The organism is Rhizobium esperanzae (assembly GCF_002204185.1).
Lineage (GTDB): Bacteria > Pseudomonadota > Alphaproteobacteria > Rhizobiales > Rhizobiaceae > Rhizobium > Rhizobium esperanzae.
The window spans coordinates 26,369-45,674 of the sequence record NZ_MXPU01000023.1; the positions used below are offsets into that span (position 1 = coordinate 26,369).

Sequence of the window (19,306 nt, forward strand, 5' to 3'; positions counted from 1 at the left end):
CTGACCACAGAGCTAACCCCTTGGAAGACGCTGATTTTCGAAGGCGGCTTGTCGGAGGGACTGTGTGCCGGTTACCGTCGGGCCCTGAGCTAAATGACGCCTCTTAGGGGAACAGTAGACCGTGACCTCAATACGAAGTCGCTCCAAAGTCGAGCACAAACAAGCCAGGAGCGAAGTCTTCGCACGATTCAGTAATTCATTGGAACCGTCGCGGCGAGCAAATCGCAAGGTGGCCTGCTGCGCCGGCTAATCGCGAATGCGCGATTGCGCCGAAGGAATAGGACGCAAACAATAGGAACAAATACCTGCTGCTATCCGCAGAGGCCCCGATCCTGGTCGAAGCGAAAGCCGATGCCCGCTGGTAGCTGGATTTCGTTCACGACCAGTTCACTTGCGGAAGGCGGTTTCGCGTGCTCAACATCGTCGACGATGTGACGCGCGAATGCCTGGCGGCGATCCCGGACACCTCGATCTTGCGTCGTCGCGTCGCTCGAGAGCTGACGACCCTCATCCTATGCGCGGCAAACCTGGAATGGTCGTTTCCGACAGGCACCGAACTCACCTCAAATGCCATCCTTGCCCGGTCGAAAGATCATGATGTCGAGCGGCACTACATCGCGCCGGGAAAGGAGATGCAGAATGGCTATGTCGAGAGCTCCAACGGCTGCATGCGCGACGAGCTGCTCAACGAAAGCCTCTTCTTCGGCCTCGATCATGCCCGAAGTGCCATTGCCGAATGGGCCGACGATTACAACCAATTCCGGCCGCACGCATCGCTCGGATACCAGACCCCGACAAATGATGCCGAAATAACCGCCGTAACCACGCCATTTGGCCTACTCTAAACCGCTGAGGCTCTAATCGCCGCCGGATGAGGATTGAGCGCCAGCCAGCGGGTCCAGTGATCAAGGTTTTTCCGCCCGACCTGCTGTCGTGGGCCAACTGGCAGGGAGTTTTTTGGAGTAAGACGCCCCGCCAACAGCTAGTTTTCCAGTGGTCAGCTGACCACAGCTCCAACACTTTGAAAAGAAACGACTTTTCAGACGCTTCTATGAACGGTGCACGACCCGCTCCGGGGCCACCTTTCACAAGGTCAGCCATCGAGATAGGTACCGTCCTGTCGCCGCCATGGGTTCGCAGGTTTTGATGGGCAATTTTGATCGTAATGACCGTAAAGATCTCATGACATTCTAAGGTCACGGTTGACTGGGTAGAATGGCCGCCAGCCTTCTATGGGGCTGGTGTAGTAAGGTCAGTTGATGCACGGACCCGATCGAGCAGCTTCGTGTTGTGCGCCCAGCATGGGCGCACTCTTGTGGGTGGAAGTCCCCACCGTAAGTTGGTCATGGCGAGCGAAGCGAAGCGCAACTGAGGAAGGGCGACCAACCGTGAGGAGGAAGCGTGGATCGAAACTGAGGGCCGATGAACAAGAATCGGATATGGCGGTGCCGACCAGGGCGAGCGGGCAAAGAACGGCGAAGCTCTCTTGACCAAGAGGCGGTGGCGTAGATCCGGCGGTCGGGCAGTGAAGGAGTGCGCTCTTACCTGGGGATATCTCGCCTCACGCCAAAGGGCGACGGTGTCGAGCCTGAGCGAGAAGCAGAGGCCGTAGTAGTGAGCACGGAAGTGCGGACGAAGGGCCGAACGAGCGAAAGGGAGAACCGCTGGTTATCTGATTTGAACGGTCTCTGATGGTCGCGTCAGCGAAGCTCGCCGATCTGGCAGGTAGGGTGAAGCTCGAAGGGCCACGGCAGCGAGAAATGAAATCCGCCGCACCAGGATAAGCAACGCCACGCGTCAGGCTGGGAGAACTGCGATCCTGACGACTTCAACTGCTCCAACCGCCCGGTGCGGATCCGGATGCCGGGTGGCTGGGAGGGAGGAGCCCAGGCAACAGGCTCCCCCTATCCCATCAAGCGACCAATGACAATGTTTGTCACGACTGAAAGCAGACATTAGCTTGTAATCTTTGCAACGCTTCCGCGAGATGCTTCAGGACGATGACCTCCCAGGCTCCGAGGACAGTCGGAACTTGCTGGTCGCGAAACAATATGTGCGCAGATTTTGGCCGTAGTCATTCTTGTAGAAATCATAGCTGCCGGCGTGGACAAAGGCCCAACCGAATTGTCGACCATCCTCGAAAGAACGCCGAAACGCTTATGGGATTTTGAATGAAACAAACACTGTCTGACTGGGTCCTAGCTCGCGCCCGAATTCTTCGTGCGGCCGAGATGGATTGGCCGCGAGGGGAGGGGGCCGTTCTCTGCTTTCAATGGCGCCGTCGAGGGTCATGGCCCGCGCGCCTCTACGGAACGTAATCGCCGCGGCTGAAACCGCAGCATGTTCCGAGGGAGGGAGGGCGAGCAGGGGGAAGAAGCCGCCTCCGCGGTCGAGGATGTAGGCGCTGAGCCGAAACTGTGGAGCGATAGCGACTAGCGGTCCTGGCGCTGCAGATCCCCAAAGCCGGACCTGCAAGCTATGCCGTCGAATAGCGGCAAGAAGAAACACCCTGCCATCGGTTGCCGGATGAACCGTGCCCTCAGCGGCGAATGAGGCCAAACCGGTGGGCTTCGTCCAGCAGGACCCGCACCGAGGACGGTTGCCACTTCTTGCCGCCGCGGACAGGCCGTTCTCCCATCTGGTCCAGTTGCGCGGCGATGTCGCGCAGCGACAGATTGGGATCGGCAATGGCAATCGCTGCCACCAGCTTCATCAGGTAGTCTTCGGGAGCGCGGCGAGGGGACCGAGCAAGGAGTTCCTTCTCCGCCAGCTTTTCGCGGACCATGCGATGAACAGCGCGACGAAGGCGTTCGACGGTCCAGTCGTGGCCACGGCGATTGAGCACCCGCACGACATTGTCCCAACTGTGCTGCGGCCGGAGTTGCCGCACCATCGGCAGCCACGTCTGCGCCGATGCAATGAGTTCATCAAGATATAACTTATGCCGTGCTTGCGAGACTGCCTTGATCGCCTCCGGCCGTCGTTCTCGCAGACCCGGATTTCCAGGAAGCTTGCCGCGCGCCTTCGCCGCCTTAATGCCGGCTTTGGTGCGCTCGGCGATGAGCGCCCGCTCGAGCTGCGCGACCGCGCCGAGGACCTGAAGGGAAAACATGCCCTGTGGTGTGGACGTATCGATCGGATCGCGGATCGACCGGAAATGGACGCCGCGTTCTTCAAGGTCCTCGATCACCTGCAACAGATGGCTGACCGACCGAGCAAGGCGATCCAGCCGGACAACAACAAGCACGTCGCCGGCGGCGAGCTCGCCGAGCAGTCTCGTTAGGACGGGCCGTGCCCGTGAAGCACCTGATGCTTGCTCCTGAAAAATCCGCTCACAGCCGGCGGCGCGCAGCTCGTCCATCTGCGCATCATGGACCTGATCATCAGTCGAGACGCGTGCATAGCCGATAAGCCGTTTGGGTGCTGACGATGGATTGGCGCCTGGCCGTTTTGCCATGGTTTTCTCACGGGTATTTCAGGTGCTTTGTACAGATAAGGAATGCGTGAGTAAAGGGTCAGTTGCAAGCGTATTTTAGGCATTGAATAGCGGCCCGTCAGACTCGAAATGCTACCGCCGACGAGCAATGGAGCGTCCGCAGTGGCAAATGCGCGTCAGCGGGCTTCCAGGGCGGAAATGCCGGAAAAACAGCGGCTTTGGTGATGGCTGCGGGCGGAGAAGCCTGCTCAAGGGCGCCGGCGCTCAATTCCGGAAATGAGGACCAGCCATGTGCACCGACGGCGGTCGCCGAATTTTGCGATGACTGAGTCCGGTCATCCCGGCCGAAATCGCCTTGGAAGCCCGGAAAACAAGGCGTTCGGGGATCCGGGGCGACCGACACACTGATTTGCGGCTCCAAATCCGATAAGCACTACTTATCGGAAGTCAGGCGATCAACTTTCGACCATACCAAGTGAGGAACCCAAACTTTGATATAGAGTTCTGGTAAGAAATCATTTACCATGATTTCAATGGCTTACGATTTTGCAAGATTGCCCATATCGAGCTTGATGGACCCGGCTTTTCGAGCCGGCATCGAGTTGACGCGTCTCGACGAGCGCATCGCCCGCTCGCCGGTCGGACAGGGGTGGATCGAACGATCGCATTTCGCCGACGCCTGCGCCTCGCTCTGGATCGACGGCGAACTGGTCCATCTCGAGGACCTCGTCCTCCACGACGACACCCGCGATATTCGCACACCCACCCATGAACTGACAATCGCCCGCGACGTTTTGAAAACCCGCCGGCGGATTTCTTCCCAGCCGTCCGGCTGGGCCCTGTCACCCGACGGCATTCGCACGCTCAGGCAAACCTCGGACGTGACATCGGTCAGCGCCGATGATGCTGAGAGGGGCGCAGCCGGTAAGCGGCCTGTCGCTGTCGAGCCGATAGGGGAGGGGGACGATGCTGACAGTGGCGAGGGCCTCCCCGGTGTCGACTACGCCGCCATCGACGCGGTGCTGGCCCGATCCGAGGCGGCGATCGAAAACGCAACACGGCCTGGCCCTGGCAGTGGCAGTGGCCAGGACAAAGATTCGATGATCTACGATCTCGACTGGGATGAGGACGCGAGGCTGGAGGAATGGCGGGCTGTGTTACGACAGGCCCAAGACTTGCCGGCGGTGCTGCAGGCGATCGTCGCCCTCGATGCCTGGAATGAATTGTCAGTGCTGCAGCATGCGCCCTGGCTCGGCCGGCTGCTGGCCGCTTCGATCCTGCGCCAGGCCGGTGTCACCACTGACACCCACCTGGCCGCCGTCAATCTCGGCCTGAAAACCATTCCCGTCGATCGGCGCCGGCATCGCGATCGCGAGACCCGGCTGCTCGCCATCGCCCACGGTTTTTTGGCGGCCGCCGAGATCGGCCTGAAGGAGCACGACCGCCTGGCGCTGGCGCGAACAATGATGGAGCGCAAACTTTTGGGCCGGCGGGCCTCGTCAAAACTACCGGAGCTGGTCGAGCTGGTGATGGCGAAACCGCTGGTGTCGGCTAAGACGGTCGTAAAGACGCTGGGCGTCACGCCGCAGGCGGCGCGGCGGATTGTCTTGGAACTCGGGCTCAGGGAGATGACGGGGAGGGGGAGGTTTCGGGCATGGGGCGTTGTTTAGAACACTGCGCTTTTCCCGGTCCTAGTATTTCGTTCAGAGGAAGCTGCTGACGGCACTCCTTGCGAATTCAGGCGTTCGACTGTTATCTCGAGGAGCCAGCCGGGCGAAGTGAACTCGAGTGCAAGCCGATCAAACAACTGCCATGCAAGTCTGATGTTTTTTCCGGTGATGGGTTCGATGAGCTCGAATACCGAATCCTCTTCGCGCGAGAAGAGGGTCGTTTTGAGACCGCGCGATGCCGCCGCGGCCACCAGCTCGTCTAGGTCATAGATGACGAAAACAATGATATCGCCCCACATGAATCGATAGGACGATTCCCTGTCTCGAATCGAGAGGATAAGAGGGCTGTATGGCGCCCAAGACCGATTTGTCTTAACCTCGTTAAGTGGATAGACGATTGGATGCCCAAGACTGAACCCATGGATAGTGGCTTTTAAGTCAACAGCTCCATCGGCTATCGCGACATACCAGAGACCGCGCTCCGGGGATTTGAAGGCGGCGCCGGTTCTGGCCGCCGCGATGATGGTGTCCTCCATTACATGGGCGTAACATAATTCAGGAGAATGATGGGCTGTTCGGTAGATCTTTCCAAGCCCACGCAGGTTGGGTATTTCGTCGTTCTCAAAAAACTCCATCAACTGGCGGATGGAGTCGCGCTGTTGCCGCCCTCGTGTGTCCAGCTCACCAAGCTTGACTTCAATAAGAACGGGGTCCGGGCCAACCATAAGGCACACGTCTCCATGCCGGATCGTGTTTGTGAGGTCGGCGAGCAAAGCGGGGATACCCTGACGGAGCCACTTTTCAACCTCTTCCCATTCGCCAACAAATCCCGCCTTGCCTGAAAGAAAGCCGGCGTCCTGCTTAGCATTTGTATTATGCGTGTTGTAGAAAGCTTGCCTTAGCGCGAACTTGTCCATGAAAAGGAACGCAACCGCGTCCCCAAACGATCGCCATATGTACGTGAGATGGCGATAGGCCTCAACTTGCGTCATTAACGAGATCGACCTATCCGAACCATCATGCTCGGCAGTCAGCCTCAGGATCGACTTGATCCGACGAATTTTCCGTTCGGCTCGCGTAATTTCCTTCACCAGCAACCGTTGTAGCAGCCAGAGCGGATGCAGCATCGTCGGCGATGGTGTCACCCCAGCTCCCATGGCCGCCCGAAGGTTTCTTATCTCTTCAAGCAAGCCGTGGGCTCGTTCGAACGACATACGACGCTTCTTAATCATTGTCCCCAAGTACCATTGCCCAGATTCGGTTGGGTCGCCATCCTCTCTTGAGACCCCGGCCTATAGCGCCGTCAAGGGCACGGCTGCAGGTATCCTCGCAGGCAACGGAAAAATATGTTGCCAACGGACGCTTCAATGTCCGTCACGACCGTGACTTTAGTTGTCCCAGGCTTGTGGCTCGCGCAGTAAAAATTGCCGGAGCAAAACAAACCGATCTCCCCTTTTTTAGCTTTCGGTAGACCTCGACTGTACGAGAAACTCGGTCTATCAATCTTTGATTGCATTCGAGACAGGTTCTTAGAGGGGGCGGGCTGTTGCAAATAAAGAATTGCGGGCGGGGAATACATAAAAACGAAATTGCAGGTATCGATAAGCTACGCAATCTCCCGGCATCTTGGTACGCATTTACCAACCTCGACATCTCCTTAAGTGCAGGGACCACGCGCGAGGTTGATGTGATCCTCATAACGAGCAAACGAGTGCTCATAATCGACCTGAAGAACTGGGGAAGCGCGGCGATCACCGGGACAGACGGCAGGTGGTATCTCGACGGCGTAGATCACGAGCCATCACCGGTTCAAAAGGTCCTTGAGATCAAACGCCATCTCTATCAACTTCTCAAAAAAGAATTAGGCAATCGACAGGAGACCCGTAAACTTCCCGTACCTCGTATCGATGGCGTCGTTGCTCTGATCGGCAATAACGAGCGCTCAGGAATTCCTGCGACCGAGAGGGCATCGGTCTTCACCGTCGATGATCTTATAAAGCAGATAACCGACGACAGGCGAGATCGCGAGACTTTCGGCTCAATCGCCGGCGAAATATTGTCGCGGCCCCTGACCGACCCGTTCTGGAAGGAGCACCTCACCAGATTCTTCAATGGTGGGAGCAAGTCTCCTCTGGAGCCTGGCCGCCGTAAGTTTGACCGGTACGTTCCCGAAGAGGTATCGGTCTTCAATCATCCTGGACAGATTTATAGGGAATTCGAAGCCAAAGAGGCTGGTACCCCTCCGAATCTGGGCACCTTGCGCCTCTGGGATTTTGCTAAGGTCACAGATACGAGGTTTCAGAACGCGGAAGTGCGTAGTGAGATCGTGGGCCGGGAACGTCGAGTGTATCACTGGCTTCGGGACCGGGCGGACAATTTAGAAAAGTTTCTACTTGCACCGCGCGTTGACGACACTTCTGGCGGCGTAGATTACTGGGAGGTATTTGACCGGCGGCGAAGGCTGAAAAGGCTGTCGGATTGGTCGGCGACAGAGAAGGATAACGTTACGGCGGCAGGAAGGACGGAGCTCGCTCGCCAGTTGCTTTCGGCAGTCGCCGAGTTTCATCGGGTAGATGCCGCCCACCTTGACCTCGGAGGGCACAGCATTTGGCTAGAAATGCCAACAACGGTGAGGCTGTCGCATCTCTTCGCCGCCTGGCATCCGAGCGTCAAAACGCTCGGGAAGGCACGGTACAACTTTCTGGCGAGCGTGACGCTTCCTGAGGACCTGCTTGGCCTAAAATCTGATGTAGCGAGGCGGGACGTCTACCTCCTCGGCGTTGCGGTGCATCAGATTCTTTTCGGCCAAACTCCGGAGGGAGAGCCCCCGGAGTGGGACGCAGCGGTTGATCCAGATCTGGGGTTCCAGCATCTCCATGATTGGTTTGCTGAAATGCTTGACGTCGATCCGCAGAGGCGGTTCGCGAACGCGCGCAATGCGCTTGAGATGTTTAACAGGGCGACAACAGAGCATCCTACTCCTCAAGAAGTGCGAACCTCGCTGGAGAAATACCGCCTCGAGATACGATCGCAGCGAGCCCTTGCCGCAAAATTCCCGCTTGCCGACGACCTCCTAAGAGAAAGCGACAGAGTAGATGTATGGCGAAGCACGGTCGAGGGCGAGGACGTCCTCGTAAAGTTATGGAAGCAGGCCGCTTGGGGCGATCTCGATAAAGAAGGAAAACGTGTCCTCAGCTTTCTCGATGCGGCCTCCAATGCGAAGATCGACGCGCCCGCGGGGATATCGAAGATCCGAGGAGTGTACTGGCTCTCTGATGCCTTCGCTCTTGTTCAGGACTGGGCTGCGGGAAAAACGTTGGCGGAGCTGCTTGAACATCCTCCTGCCGACTGGTTGAAGCCGGAAGTGGCGATAGAGGCGGTAAGGAGGCTCGAGTCGGCTGTCTCCCGGCTGCACGAAGCCTCTCTCGCGCACGGTGATCTCAAGCCCGACAACATCGTCTTAACGGAGGGTAACGATTGGTTCTTCATCGACTTCTTTGACTTTTCGCCCACCGCGGACGGGGACCTGCAGAACGGGAACTATTCGGCAGGCGGAGATCGTTTCCAGCGAGATCGCTATGCTGTGACGAAGCTTGCGGAGGAGATGCTCGCGGTTTGTTACCTCCCCGTAGAGCTTGCCGTCGGCATAGCTAAGGCGATAGATACCTGCCGCACCAAAGAACCCCGCCTGACGACGCTCCTTCCGCTCGCGGAGGCTTTGGAGAGGGCGTTGGCAATAGCTAGGGCGCCTTTAGGCGCACCCGGCGAAGCCGGAAGACAAATTGTGATATCTGTTCGAAACGCCGAGGTGGGGCCCATTGAGCCTGACGAGGGCCGTTACTTCGTGAGAACCATGGGGCTAAACCAGACGGGGCCAGCGAAGGTGATCATCCGCGGCGCCTCCGAAGAACTTGAAGTAAAACTAGACGACAATGGGAAGCCGCGCGCGTGTTACCGTCGCACGTTAACCCTGACCCGTATTGCGATCATCAGCCGCTTCGAGAACTTCTCGTTTGAGGGGTCCGTTGCGATTCACACCTCAACTCACAACGACCTGTCCCAACTCGAACCTCTGATCACTGAGCTTGTCTCGGACAAGGCCGTGACAGAATCGGCCTCGGCGGCACCCGATGATATTGAAGATACGTCCGCACCCGCAATCCCCGAGGAAGAGGCTGAGGAAAGCTTAACCGAACTTGTGGCGGAGGAAGCCGCGAACCGCGACGTCGAAGAAGTTGATGTCCCGCTTTTGTGGCGTGAACTAATCACAATCGAGAAGGAACTGACGACTGACGCCCGGGTCATTCTCGACAGCTCGTTTGATAGATCCACCCGAAGGCATGTCGCCGCTATCGAACTGGAAAGCGGAAGTTTCGATTTCGACCGAAACGACACCGTAGGCGTGCAGCGACAATCCAAAGGCGGATGGAGGCGTGTCGGAGAGCTCGATTTATCACGCTCTACCGCGACAATCGCCGTAATCGAGCCACCCCAATTTTCGGGACCGCCACACGGGTCATTCCTCGAAGAAGGGCAACGGCTTCGGTTCGTGAGCCATTTCGAAGCAGAATCGCTCAGGAGAAGATCGGGCGCCGTCGATCGGATATTGGCCAGGGAAGGGAGAGCAGGAAACCTTGTTTCTGTATTTGATCCTCGATCTGCGGCTGAACCGACCCGGATCGAGCATATGATAGACGAGGAGCAGCTCGCTTCTTACGAACTTAACGATGACCAGACACGGGCGTTTCGCGCGATTGTGGCCGCTCGCCCGGTTGGATTGCTGCAAGGTCCGCCGGGGACGGGCAAGACTCGCTTCATAGCGGCGCTTGCGCATTATGCGATCACAAAGGGACTTGCGCGGAACGTATTGCTTTCTAGCCAAGCGCACGAAGCGGTCAACACGGCAGCGGAAGCGCTTCTCAGGTTGTTTCGGACGTCTGGAGGCGACCCGAGCATCCTCAGAGTGGCCATGAGCGAAGACCAAGTCTCGGATCAGATCAGAGAATTTCACACGCCTAAAGTGGAGCAATCCCTAAAAGATAGGTTCTCGGCCACTTTCAGTGAGAGGATGGCAATAGTCGGAAAATCCATCGGGGTCGACAGGGAGGCTGTCAACGACGTCCTTGTCTTCCAGCAACAGGTCCTGCCTATGGCCATGCGCCTAGAGGAGCTGCTGGTAGAAATTAACGAGGCTGACGCACGCGTGACGGGTCTCAGGGGTTCGCTCGAGCTTGTGCTCGAAAAGCTCGGTCTTCCCTCGCACCTTGCGGCAGAAGTCGGCTCACCATTTTCCGATTTTCAAGACGAAGCGCTCTATTACCTTATGGAAAAGCATTCCGGATCCGGTATCAGCGCGGACAAGATCAAGAAACTGCAGGCCGTCGCGGGAATAGGCCGGGATTTTGTTAGCAGCGCATCCCGATATCTGCGCAGTTTCGAACCTTTCCTGGCCGGAACGCGCCAGATAGTAGCAGGGACATGCGTGGGTCTCGGCCGGACGTCCCTCGGTTTGACCAACACGTCATTTGACCTAGTCATCATCGATGAAGCAGCGAGATGCACTGCGAGCGAACTTCTCGTTCCACTTCAAGCAGCCCGCTGGGCGGTGCTTGTTGGCGATCAGGCCCAACTAGAGCCGCAACATCGCGCTGAAGTCGTGGACCGGGTAGCAAAGCGAACAAACATTTCGAAAAGAGAGATCAAGCGGAGCGATTTCGAAAGGGTTTTTGAGGCGACCTACGGGACGCTCGCTGGAGCGCGGCTCGCTACTCAGTACAGAATGCTCGAGCCGATTGGTAAGCTGGTGTCGGAAGCGTTTTACCCAGATTTGACTCTCAAAGCTGGCAGACATCACTTCGTGCTTCCTTCCGATGTGTTGCCGGAGCCCTTCGACAAGCCACTCACCTGGATCGACACCGCTGGAATGTCAGAAAGCGCGTTTGAAGGGAAAGTCGGCGAGTTCGGCCGCGTCAATCGCATAGAAGCCGACGCTATCGTCAAGACGCTTGAGGAATGGCTAAGGCACGCCGAGTTTAGCGATTGGCTAGTCGGGCAGCGAGAATATCCATTCGGTATCGGTGTGATCTGCATGTACGCCGCCCAACGCGACCTGATACGGAAAATCATGCTGAGGTCGGCGTTGGGCGAGCATCTGGACCGCCGCATTAAGATCGGCACTGTCGACAGTTACCAGGGGAAGGAGAACCCGATCGTCCTCTTGTCGCTCGTCCGCAATAACCGTGAAGGAAAAACTACTGGGAATTCGCGCTTCATCAAGGAGGGTTTTCTGGCGACCCCCAATCGCATTAACGTGGCGGCCAGCCGTGCGATGGATAGGCTAGTGATAGTGGGGAGTCGCTCAGGATGGCGACACGGGGGGCCGGTCGCCCAAATGACCGGCAAGTTTGATATGGCATTGGGACAAGGGCACGCGCGTTGCATTGACGCCGCCGACATGCTGACGCCAAGGGACAAGTTGCGGGCAGTCGTATCAAAAAGCGAGGTGACAGATGCTTGAGAAACGCAAAATACTCAAGTTGAAGACCGATGATCTTGTTCCACCCGAGGAAGACCGCAAGGTCGAGCTGCACACATTCGACGTCCTGTTGCCATGCCGCAGATACGATGTGAGCTACAAGGTTGCCGTCCTTGGCCAGATGAGTCCAACCCTCGAATTTCTCATGCGGTTAGTTAAATCTGTCGACGGAATTGGAGAGGACGAAGCTCGGCAGTTTTTCGGTTACAATCGCGTCGAGATGGAATTCGTTCTAGGCGAAGGAACGACGCCAGGTTACATTGAGCGCCGCACGAATAGGCTTTGGCTTACGACCGCTGGAGAAGCTCTTTTCTCGAACGGTGACGACGGCCCAGCTATCTATTCTGTCGAGAACCGCCGCAATAGTTTCGGATTTGACCAGCTAGCGATAGCGCCTCAGACCCATATGCATCTCGATCAACTGGAGATGAACCTTCCCGACCTTAGCCTCGACGTTTATAAAGGAGGGGGGAGAGCGTCGAAAGTTGTAGAGGACCGTTTTCACTATTTTTTCCGAGAACTCGCCGATCGTGAAGACCGCGACCGCCTTCAGCGCCGCGACCTTTACGCAATAGGATCTGCGATTCCCGGTGATCGTTTTCAAGTCCCAGTGCGGATCAAAGTTGTCGCTCAAGCTTCAAGCCCAAGCGTCGTCGAGGCGGATCTCACCTCGTGGCGATCGGATCAGGAAATGTCTGATCGCCCCGAGATCGAACAGGCTGTTGGACGGTTTCTTTCTGAGCTTCGGCTTCCCAAGCAGGAAGCTGTTGATGCCCACGCCTACAGACTCTTGACTGAACTTGCTCCTGAATTTTTCAAGGAATTTACAATCAGCAGCGGCCTCTCTATCGGGCGATACTGGCGAGAGGCGGTTTCCCGCGCAGGCGAACCTCGAACGGATAGGCAGACGATCGCTTTGGTCGGCTCGCTTCTGACACAGGGAAACATTGAGCGGATCCTGCGAGTGATTGATTATGGCCTTCGGAAAAGCGATCCCCCGAAGATGGTCCTCTCTGTACCTCCGGTAACAAAGCATTGGGGTGCAACGACCCTTCTTAGGGATCTGAATGCCCTCATAAGAATGAAACTCCGTCATTCCGATGGGGACGAATCCAGTGAACCCGAGACATGCTGCGTTTGCACTGAAAAAGTACCAAAATACATTAGTTCTGCCTTCGACAACTCGGTTGCTATCGCATACTGCAGCCTTCCCCCTAGCCTCGAGATATATCTCATACCGGGGTTGGCCGCGGTTGCACTCGTTCATGCGCCCATCGGTCCGGCAGGAATGGGTGCGCCGGCCCCGCTTGGGTTCGCTACGTTTGATCCCGCGGTGATCCGTCGAATCGAGAATTTAATTGGTGATGAAGTCGTGCCACGCGTTAACGAAGACGCACGACGTTCGGCTATCGAACGAGCAATTGCGCCTCGAGCGGCGTTGGAAGCGAAGGTAGATTGAAAAGCTCCTGCCGATTCCGAATTGATCATTAGGTTAGATCGTCTGGTCAAAGGTTCGACTGTTCGTATCCCACACATCAACAAATCCGATTTGGTTGGCTGTGTGCTGTCGTTTTCGAGGAGGCATTGCAGCCAAGCGCAGGCCGACTGCTTTGCGCCTTCATTTCTGCCAGTTAGGCGCTGCCCTAGCGTTCCCAAAAGCGGCCAGTCCGCTGATCTACCCTCAAGCTCAGCGACGGGGTAAATCCTTTTCTGTCCGCATCTGCTACCGCCGCTCGATCGGCGGGCGCCATCCTGACAATCAACTTGCCAAAACTGCTGCAATCCGAGGTGCCGCATGAATGCGGCAGAGGCATTTATGTCGCCGCAGATGATGTCTTGCTGTCTGGCAGGACGTCAGCGGCCACGCGGGTTTTGCTTGCCTGAGCAATATGGGCAGCCATCGCGCCTTGGCGTCGCCGTTTCAGTCATCGACAGGTTTTTGAACTGGAAGACGGTCTTGGGCGAGCGTAATTCGGTTTCGCCCGAGACGACACGAAATAGGCCGGCGGCTGTTAGGATGGCAGCAGTCATGGATACGAATGATACGGAGAACTCGGGCGCTATGCGCCCGACGAAGCTTTTGACGTCACGCTCGCCTATCTGCCCGCATTTTGGTTGCTTCGACGCCAGGAAGGCCATTGCGGCATCGAGATCGTCCACATGCCCGGCCAATTCCCGGCGACGATCCGCCTCGGACATTGCCCGCAGTGCCGCTTCCCTCTCGGCGGCGCTAGCCACATAGTCGTTCGGGACATTCCAACAACCCAGACATTCGGTGCCTTCTACCAGTCCGTACGTCACCGACTGCGCCCGCAGGCTGTCCGTACTTCCGCCCATGACGATCCGCGGGTGCAAGCCCTGGATGTCCTGGCGTGACGTGTCGATATCCACGGCGGAAATGACCAAATCGAATTCGTCGTTCGCTTCCGCTTCGGCTAGTTGAGGATGCAGCCCGAGGCGGAGCCCCTTAATATAGCCGCGCAACGTGCCTGCATGCTCCATGCCACCCAAGCCGGACAGCGCGCGGTAGCGTGCCACGGCATCTGTCTTGAGGTGGCCGATGTCGGCGATGCCGGCCAAAAAACAGCGATTAAGGTTGGTCCCCTCCTTGTCGTGGTGATCATGGTCGACGGATACCACGAACGTATCAGCAAGTTCGCTGGCGCCGAGAATCTGGATGAAGCCTTGTCCAACCGCGCCAGCGCCAATGAGGTAAAGCGGCCGCAGGTGCGAGCCGACCAGATTTGGTCCGTCGTCGAGGTCGTCCCACCGGCCCGCCGAGCCGTCCCAAAGCGAATAGGCATCATCATCGGCGAAGCGACCCTTCCTGAGTCCCTTCGCGCGCTTGAAAAGCTCGCCGGCGACCAGGCAGGCCGCAAGATACGGGCCGATGCACTCCTGGCGGTCGGATCCGCGCCCGAACCGGTGCGGTTCGTGGCCGATCCATGCTTTCCATCCCGCGCCCCAGCAGTAGAGATCCGCGCCGCTGGCGCCTTCCCCGGTCAGGTCAACGATGATGTCCGCGGTACCGTCTTCCGGCAAAACCGAGATCCGTCCGCCGTTTGCCCATGTAGCTAGGTTTTCGACTCCCTCCATCGCATTGATCGGACCGGCGCCGTTTGGCCTGACCACCGAGATATCGCCTTCGACATCAACCTGGATCGCGCGAACTACGCCATGCAGCCTTGCCGTCAGGTTGGTCAGGCATACCAGCATATGCTGACGATTGACCTTGCCCGTGACGCTGCCAACGCGCAAAAGCACGGTGATCATCTCGGCCTCTTTGCCCAGCCCATCAATCGGTCTCGAATGTCGATCACCCAATGCCAAGTCCGTCATCGGAAGTCCCTCTTGTCGAGCGCAGGCCCCGGCATCATGACAAGGCGGTCTTGAACCTGTCGGGGCGCGAGCATATGCCAGTAGTCGTTTTGCCACTCGTGCACCCCGATGCCCTGGGGCCATGGTGCTGTCTGCATTCCGTAGGCCGGGAACACGAGCGACAGGATACGGCGGCTGGAAATCATGGCATCGTCGTATCGGGAGTGCTCGGTATTGGCCCCGGGGTGACTATGGATCTGGGCCAAAGGCTTCCAGCCGTCGGGCAGGTCATGCACCATTTCGCGCATCGCATCGGCCTCAACGTGATAGTTGCCAGGCGTGGATTGTTGGCGAGGGGCACGGGCCGAGCGAACCATTGCGACGTCGCCGTCCCGGTCCCCGTACCAGAACACGCACGCTTCCCGCCGACCGGCGCGTTGCAGCATCTCGCACGTCGCCGCGATCGCGGTCGGCGGCAGCTTAAGAACAAGGCGGCTGGGAACGTATGGACTCGGTGCCGGGGCACGGCGCAAGAGATACTCATCCTGCATATCGCTCGAACCTTCCCTGATAGTTGGTGCGGAAGGCCCGTTCTATCGCCGACAGGGTGTTGCGGAACGTGTCACCGGTGCGCCAGAGAATTGCGTCTTCACCGCCGTGGTTGACGTCGTAATATTCGAAGACCGCCGAACAGCAGACGAGCTGGATCACGCCGTCGGGTCCTTGGTACGCGGCATGAATGTGGACCTCGGGCGAGGTCAGCTGCGGTAGGTGATGCTGGTCGGATTGCCCCGCGTAATCGAGAGTCGCGGGATTGACGAACCTGGCGCTCGGCGGCCAGTCGGCGCCGGCGATGAAGTCCAGCCGAAGCAGATATTCCTCAGCGACCCCCTCGTGCGTACCGCGCATGGGGACGAGCAGGGTGCGGTCCGACAACTGGGTCCAACCCAGCTCCTCCATGCTTTGACCTTCGAATTCGAGGACGCGTGGCAGGTGCTGATCCAGCACCTGCCTGCCCGCCCGCAGATCGAGGCTCGGCCGTGATCCGTGCACGGCCATGTCACGCGCCCCCGGTGCGGGCTGCGATCTCGAACTTCTTGTCGCACAGCCCCTGCCGCTGCGCCGCCTCGAGAGACAGCGAAAGGTGATCCATGAGACTGACCGGCCCGCCGGCGGTGTTGGCCTGGAGCACGTCACGCTCCGTGCGCGTGACCTCGAGCTCCCGGTAAGCCTGGTCCCAGAGTTCGGCCAGCGTGATCGGGCCGTCCACCTTAAAACGTGCGGTTTCGAGTTCGCCTAGATGCTTAACCCGCACCGTCTGCTTTTTCGGACCAACAAGCTTGCCGGGCTTGAAGCTTTCCACCCCTGCCTCGTCCAGATTGATCAGCTCCTCCTCGTCGAGGGCGATGTCGGGCTCGTCAGTCTTTTCGAGGTAGATGCCCTTGTCGGCAGCCACGTTCTTGAGCTTGCGCAGCGTCGCTGCCGTGATGAAGCGCGCGGGCCAGTCAAGGGCTTCACCCGAAAAGGCGATGCGATAGGAACGATCACTGAGGGCGACCAGGAAGCGGCCGCCGTCCGACAGAGGCACGGATTCGCGGTGCCGCACATCTTCGAGCTCGCCGTCGTCGAGTAGCTGCAAGACATAAACGTACTCGTCCGATTCGAAACCAGCAGCCAGCGCGATCTGGCCACCCGACGGCGTCCGGTCCCTCATGGGAACCGTGCGGAACACCAGATCGGTGCCCGCAATCTCGATCGTGCGATTGGGATTGACGTCACTCATTTCAGAAACTCCTTCATTTCGATATTTCATCAAATACTAGCTAAAAACTAGCTAGTCAATATGGATCGGATGGCTAATTAATGTTGACAAGTTGAGTGGAGAATGGTAGAACCGCGCGTCCACACGGAGGGAAGAGCATGGTTGAAAAGCGTACGATGACGCTGAATTTGAGTTCGCAGGAGATGGATCTGGTCGACCGCCTTGCGGACGAGAAGGGCTTATCTAAGACCGCGTTGGTAAGGCAGGCACTCAGGCTCTATCAGTCCATCACGGACAGAATAGACCGAGGCGAGAAGGTGTTCTTCGAAGACCCGTCGACCAAGGAAAAGGCCGAATTGATGGTGCTGAGCTAGCACGATGTCGGGAATGTTGATCGGCACGTTCGACCTGTTCGACCGCAGAACGGGCAAGTTCGTTGAGGCCCAAGTAGTGAGCCCCGCCGGCGCGAGCAACGTCGCCGACATCGAAGCGTCGTGGCGCCCGCTCATGCAGGCCAGGATCGAGCAATTGAGGGCGCAGGATCGACTGACCATCGAATCGCTTGGCGAAAACGAACTTCAGGACGCTCATTGGCGATGGTCCGAGAAGGTCGAAAGGTCGTCCAATCGCCTTGACCGACAATCGTTCGCGATCGTGGCTGAAGGCGCCACTCAGGGCCTCATGCTCGTGACGACCGCGGGCTTCGCCAGGGAACCCACCCAACGCGGCAAACCACTGGTCACGATAGACCTGTTGGCTACTGCGCCTTGGAACAGGCGGCGGTTCGATCCCGCTGCGCGCTTCAAGGGCGTTGGGCGGATCATGATGGTTGCTGCCATCAGCCTTAGCGTCCAAGAGGAATTCAGTGGAAGAGTGGGGTTGCACGCCTTGCCACAAGCAGACGCTTGGTATCGTGATACGGTTGGAATGATCGACTTAGGGATAGACGAGACTCGCATGCGCTACTTCGAGCTGACCGAAGCTAAAGCGCGCGCGTTCCTCGCATAACAAGGGAGCAGATGATGGAGATGCTTGTCTCACGCGACTGGCTCCGGCGAAAGATCGAGTCGGATCCGGATACGGACAATGACGCAGGATGGCCGATCGAGGCTGTCGATAACATAGGCATGTTCTTGCCGTCCGAATTGGTGTCGGACGTAGGGAACGTGGTCGAACTTAAGCACGCCTTCGGCGTGTTCATTCGCCAGCTGCGACGACGCGACCAGTTGTCTGTCGAGGCGCTGGCCGAAAAAGCTCGAGTGGAAGCGCGGGAAATCAGGTTGATCGAGCTCGACCCCAACTACAAGCCTAGGCCACGGACGGTCCACCAACTGGCCGAGCACTTCGCTATGCCGCCGCAGGCGTTGATGAAGCTGTCGGGGGCGACCGTGACGCGAGACGAGGCCTTGTGGGAAGAGGCTCAAAAGTTCGCGGCTAAATCGGATGACTTGTCCAAACTGACCAAACAGGAGCGACAAGACTTGGAAGGCTTCGTCAAATTCCTGGTATTAAGTCAAAAGTGAAGCGATGAACGGAGGGACGGTCGGAGCCTACGAAGCAGAAGACATACGTCGGCTCGTCGACCGGATTCTACGCCATTTGGGCAATCCCGAACCGCCCCTCCGTCTTGCTGACGTTCGCTTGCTGCTCGAGCTCGACCTCAAGTTCTACAGCCTCACCAACCCCTCGCTGCTGCAGGAAATAGCCCACCGGATGAAAGTGGCCGGCAAGCAGGTGCTCGCGCGCCCGACTCTTCTGGTGGACGTAGTTAAGAAGGCCAAACTATCGGCGCTGTGGGTGCCTGACGGCAACCGCATCCTGATCGACGAGGGTGTTCCCGACGCCAAGAAGCGTTGGATCGAAGCGCACGAAGTCGGCCACAGCTTCATTCCGTGGCATAAGGATTTCCTCTTCGGCGACGACCAATACACCCTCGATCCGGATTGCCACGCGGATGTCGAGGCCGAGGCGAACTTCGCGGCGGCGCGGTTGCTGTTCCTCCAAGACCGTTTTTCGACCGAAGCTCGAGATATTGCGATCACCTTCAAGACCATCCAGAAGATGGCCAAGCGGTACGGCAACACCATAACCACCACGCTGTGGCGCACGGTGGAGGAACGCGACAAGCAGCAGCCGGCGTTCGGAATGGTCAGTGCCCATCCTCACCACGCCGATATCGGGCGGGAGCCCGACGGCAAGGACGTGCGGTATTTCATCCGATCGGAAGCCTTCAGGAAGCGCTTCCCAGGCATCACGCAAGAGTTCTGTTGGAACCTCCTGCGTGCCAATTGCGGAGGCACTAGAAGGGGGCCGGTTTTCGATGGCAGCATCGTACTGACGGACGTGAACGGAACCCGCCACGAGTTTGCGATGGAGTGCTTCTGCAACCAGCATGCGGTGCTGACTTACGGGGTGTATGTACGCCCAGCTCCGCTCGTCATCGGGATGAACTAAAGGCTGCCAATGCGGGGGGTTCGGCAGACAAGAAGGTCGGGGCCCAATTCCGCCATTTGTTGGTCAATGACTATCAGGCTGGCGTAGCCAGGCCCCGTGCGAATACAGCCATACCGGCCACTCGTGGGCCG

At 58.1% G+C, this 19,306-nt stretch carries 13 protein-coding genes and 1 pseudogene; 8 read left to right on the plus strand and 6 right to left on the minus strand.

The window, feature by feature from the left end; genetic code table 11:
• Positions 1–314 precede the first annotated feature (314 nt).
• Positions 315–845, plus strand: a pseudogene (locus tag B5E41_RS26515) (integrase core domain-containing protein); the annotation flags it as partial.
• A gap of 1,694 nt (positions 846–2,539) precedes the next feature.
• Here B5E41_RS26515 and B5E41_RS26525 read toward each other — a convergent pair.
• The gene (locus B5E41_RS26525; RefSeq protein ID WP_088396723.1) at positions 2,540–3,457 is read right to left on the minus strand and encodes a recombinase family protein; all 918 of its coding nucleotides are present in this window, start codon (positions 3,455–3,457) and stop codon (positions 2,540–2,542) included.
• Between the two features lie 503 nt (positions 3,458–3,960).
• Here B5E41_RS26525 and B5E41_RS26530 point away from each other — a divergent pair.
• Entirely contained in the window at positions 3,961–5,106 is a 1,146-nt protein-coding gene (locus B5E41_RS26530; protein WP_088396724.1) for an RHE_PE00001 family protein, read from the plus strand.
• On the opposite strand, the gene B5E41_RS26535 is transcribed toward B5E41_RS26530, so the two are convergent.
• On the minus strand, positions 5,103–6,320 hold the full coding sequence (locus tag B5E41_RS26535; protein WP_088396725.1) for a hypothetical protein: 1,218 nt from the start codon (positions 6,318–6,320) through the stop codon (positions 5,103–5,105). The genes B5E41_RS26530 and B5E41_RS26535 overlap by 4 nt on opposite strands.
• Positions 6,321–6,652: 332 nt before the next feature.
• On the opposite strand from B5E41_RS26535, the gene B5E41_RS26540 reads away from it, so the two are divergent.
• A complete protein-coding gene (locus B5E41_RS26540) occupies positions 6,653–11,623 on the plus strand; it encodes an AAA domain-containing protein (protein ID WP_176439493.1) in 4,971 nt (1,656 codons plus the stop codon).
• Positions 11,616–13,100, plus strand: a complete 1,485-nt coding sequence (locus B5E41_RS26545) for a hypothetical protein (protein ID WP_088396727.1) — start codon at positions 11,616–11,618, stop codon at positions 13,098–13,100. The genes B5E41_RS26540 and B5E41_RS26545 overlap by 8 nt, the downstream gene beginning before the upstream one ends.
• Positions 13,101–13,495: 395 nt before the next feature.
• Here the strand turns inward: B5E41_RS26545 and B5E41_RS26550 are convergent, their stop codons facing one another.
• Genes B5E41_RS26550 through B5E41_RS26565 form a run of 4 tightly spaced genes read right to left on the minus strand, consistent with a single transcriptional unit; the run spans position 13,496 to position 16,742 of the window.
• Complete coding sequence (locus tag B5E41_RS26550; protein ID WP_176439494.1) at positions 13,496–14,980, minus strand: ThiF family adenylyltransferase; 1,485 nt, start codon at positions 14,978–14,980, stop codon at positions 13,496–13,498.
• Positions 14,977–15,510, minus strand: a complete 534-nt coding sequence (locus B5E41_RS26555; RefSeq protein ID WP_088396729.1) for a Mov34/MPN/PAD-1 family protein — start codon at positions 15,508–15,510, stop codon at positions 14,977–14,979. Before B5E41_RS26555 ends, B5E41_RS26550 begins: the two co-directional genes overlap by 4 nt.
• Positions 15,500–16,018, minus strand: coding sequence for a hypothetical protein (locus tag B5E41_RS26560; RefSeq protein ID WP_088396730.1), 519 nt, complete (start codon positions 16,016–16,018; stop codon positions 15,500–15,502). The genes B5E41_RS26555 and B5E41_RS26560 overlap by 11 nt, the downstream gene beginning before the upstream one ends.
• Before the next feature lies 1 nt (position 16,019).
• On the minus strand, positions 16,020–16,742 hold the full coding sequence (locus B5E41_RS26565; protein ID WP_088396731.1) for a multiubiquitin domain-containing protein: 723 nt from the start codon (positions 16,740–16,742) through the stop codon (positions 16,020–16,022).
• A 137-nt stretch (positions 16,743–16,879) separates the two neighbouring features.
• Here B5E41_RS26565 and B5E41_RS26570 point away from each other — a divergent pair, with 137 nt between their 5' ends.
• The 4 genes from B5E41_RS26570 (at position 16,880) to B5E41_RS26585 (ending at position 19,175) form a co-directional block, all read left to right on the plus strand.
• Positions 16,880–17,095, plus strand: a complete 216-nt coding sequence (locus tag B5E41_RS26570) for a ribbon-helix-helix protein, CopG family (RefSeq protein WP_088396732.1) — start codon at positions 16,880–16,882, stop codon at positions 17,093–17,095.
• 13 nt (positions 17,096–17,108) lie between these two features.
• Entirely contained in the window at positions 17,109–17,729 is a 621-nt protein-coding gene (locus tag B5E41_RS26575) for a GNAT family N-acetyltransferase (protein ID WP_210191824.1), read from the plus strand.
• An 11-nt stretch (positions 17,730–17,740) separates the two neighbouring features.
• A complete protein-coding gene (locus B5E41_RS26580; protein ID WP_210191825.1) occupies positions 17,741–18,244 on the plus strand; it encodes a helix-turn-helix domain-containing protein in 504 nt (167 codons plus the stop codon).
• Positions 18,245–18,320: 76 nt separating this feature from the next.
• Positions 18,321–19,175 carry an ImmA/IrrE family metallo-endopeptidase gene (locus tag B5E41_RS26585; protein ID WP_210191826.1) on the plus strand — a complete coding sequence of 285 codons (855 nt, stop codon included), beginning with the start codon at positions 18,321–18,323 and terminating at the stop codon, positions 19,173–19,175.
• Positions 19,176–19,306: the final 131 nt, after the last annotated feature.

Excerpts from the sequence above, each read along its gene's own strand:
- B5E41_RS26525 (WP_088396723.1), bottom strand. The coding sequence starts at position 3,457 with ATGGCAAAACGGCCAGGCGCCAATCCATCGTCAGCACCCAAACGGCTT.
- B5E41_RS26560 (WP_088396730.1), bottom strand. The coding sequence starts at position 16,018 with ATGGCCGTGCACGGATCACGGCCGAGCCTCGATCTGCGGGCGGGCAGG.
- B5E41_RS26580 (WP_210191825.1), top strand. The coding sequence starts at position 17,741 with ATGATGGAGATGCTTGTCTCACGCGACTGGCTCCGGCGAAAGATCGAG.
- B5E41_RS26555 (WP_088396729.1), bottom strand. The coding sequence starts at position 15,510 with ATGCAGGATGAGTATCTCTTGCGCCGTGCCCCGGCACCGAGTCCATAC.
- B5E41_RS26550 (WP_176439494.1), bottom strand. The coding sequence starts at position 14,980 with ATGACGGACTTGGCATTGGGTGATCGACATTCGAGACCGATTGATGGG.
- B5E41_RS26530 (WP_088396724.1), top strand. The coding sequence starts at position 3,961 with ATGATTTCAATGGCTTACGATTTTGCAAGATTGCCCATATCGAGCTTG.
- B5E41_RS26565 (WP_088396731.1), bottom strand. The coding sequence starts at position 16,742 with ATGAGTGACGTCAATCCCAATCGCACGATCGAGATTGCGGGCACCGAT.
- B5E41_RS26570 (WP_088396732.1), top strand. The coding sequence starts at position 16,880 with ATGGTTGAAAAGCGTACGATGACGCTGAATTTGAGTTCGCAGGAGATG.
- B5E41_RS26545 (WP_088396727.1), top strand. The coding sequence starts at position 11,616 with ATGCTTGAGAAACGCAAAATACTCAAGTTGAAGACCGATGATCTTGTT.
- B5E41_RS26535 (WP_088396725.1), bottom strand. The coding sequence starts at position 6,320 with ATGTCGTTCGAACGAGCCCACGGCTTGCTTGAAGAGATAAGAAACCTT.
- B5E41_RS26575 (WP_210191824.1), top strand. The coding sequence starts at position 17,109 with ATGTTGATCGGCACGTTCGACCTGTTCGACCGCAGAACGGGCAAGTTC.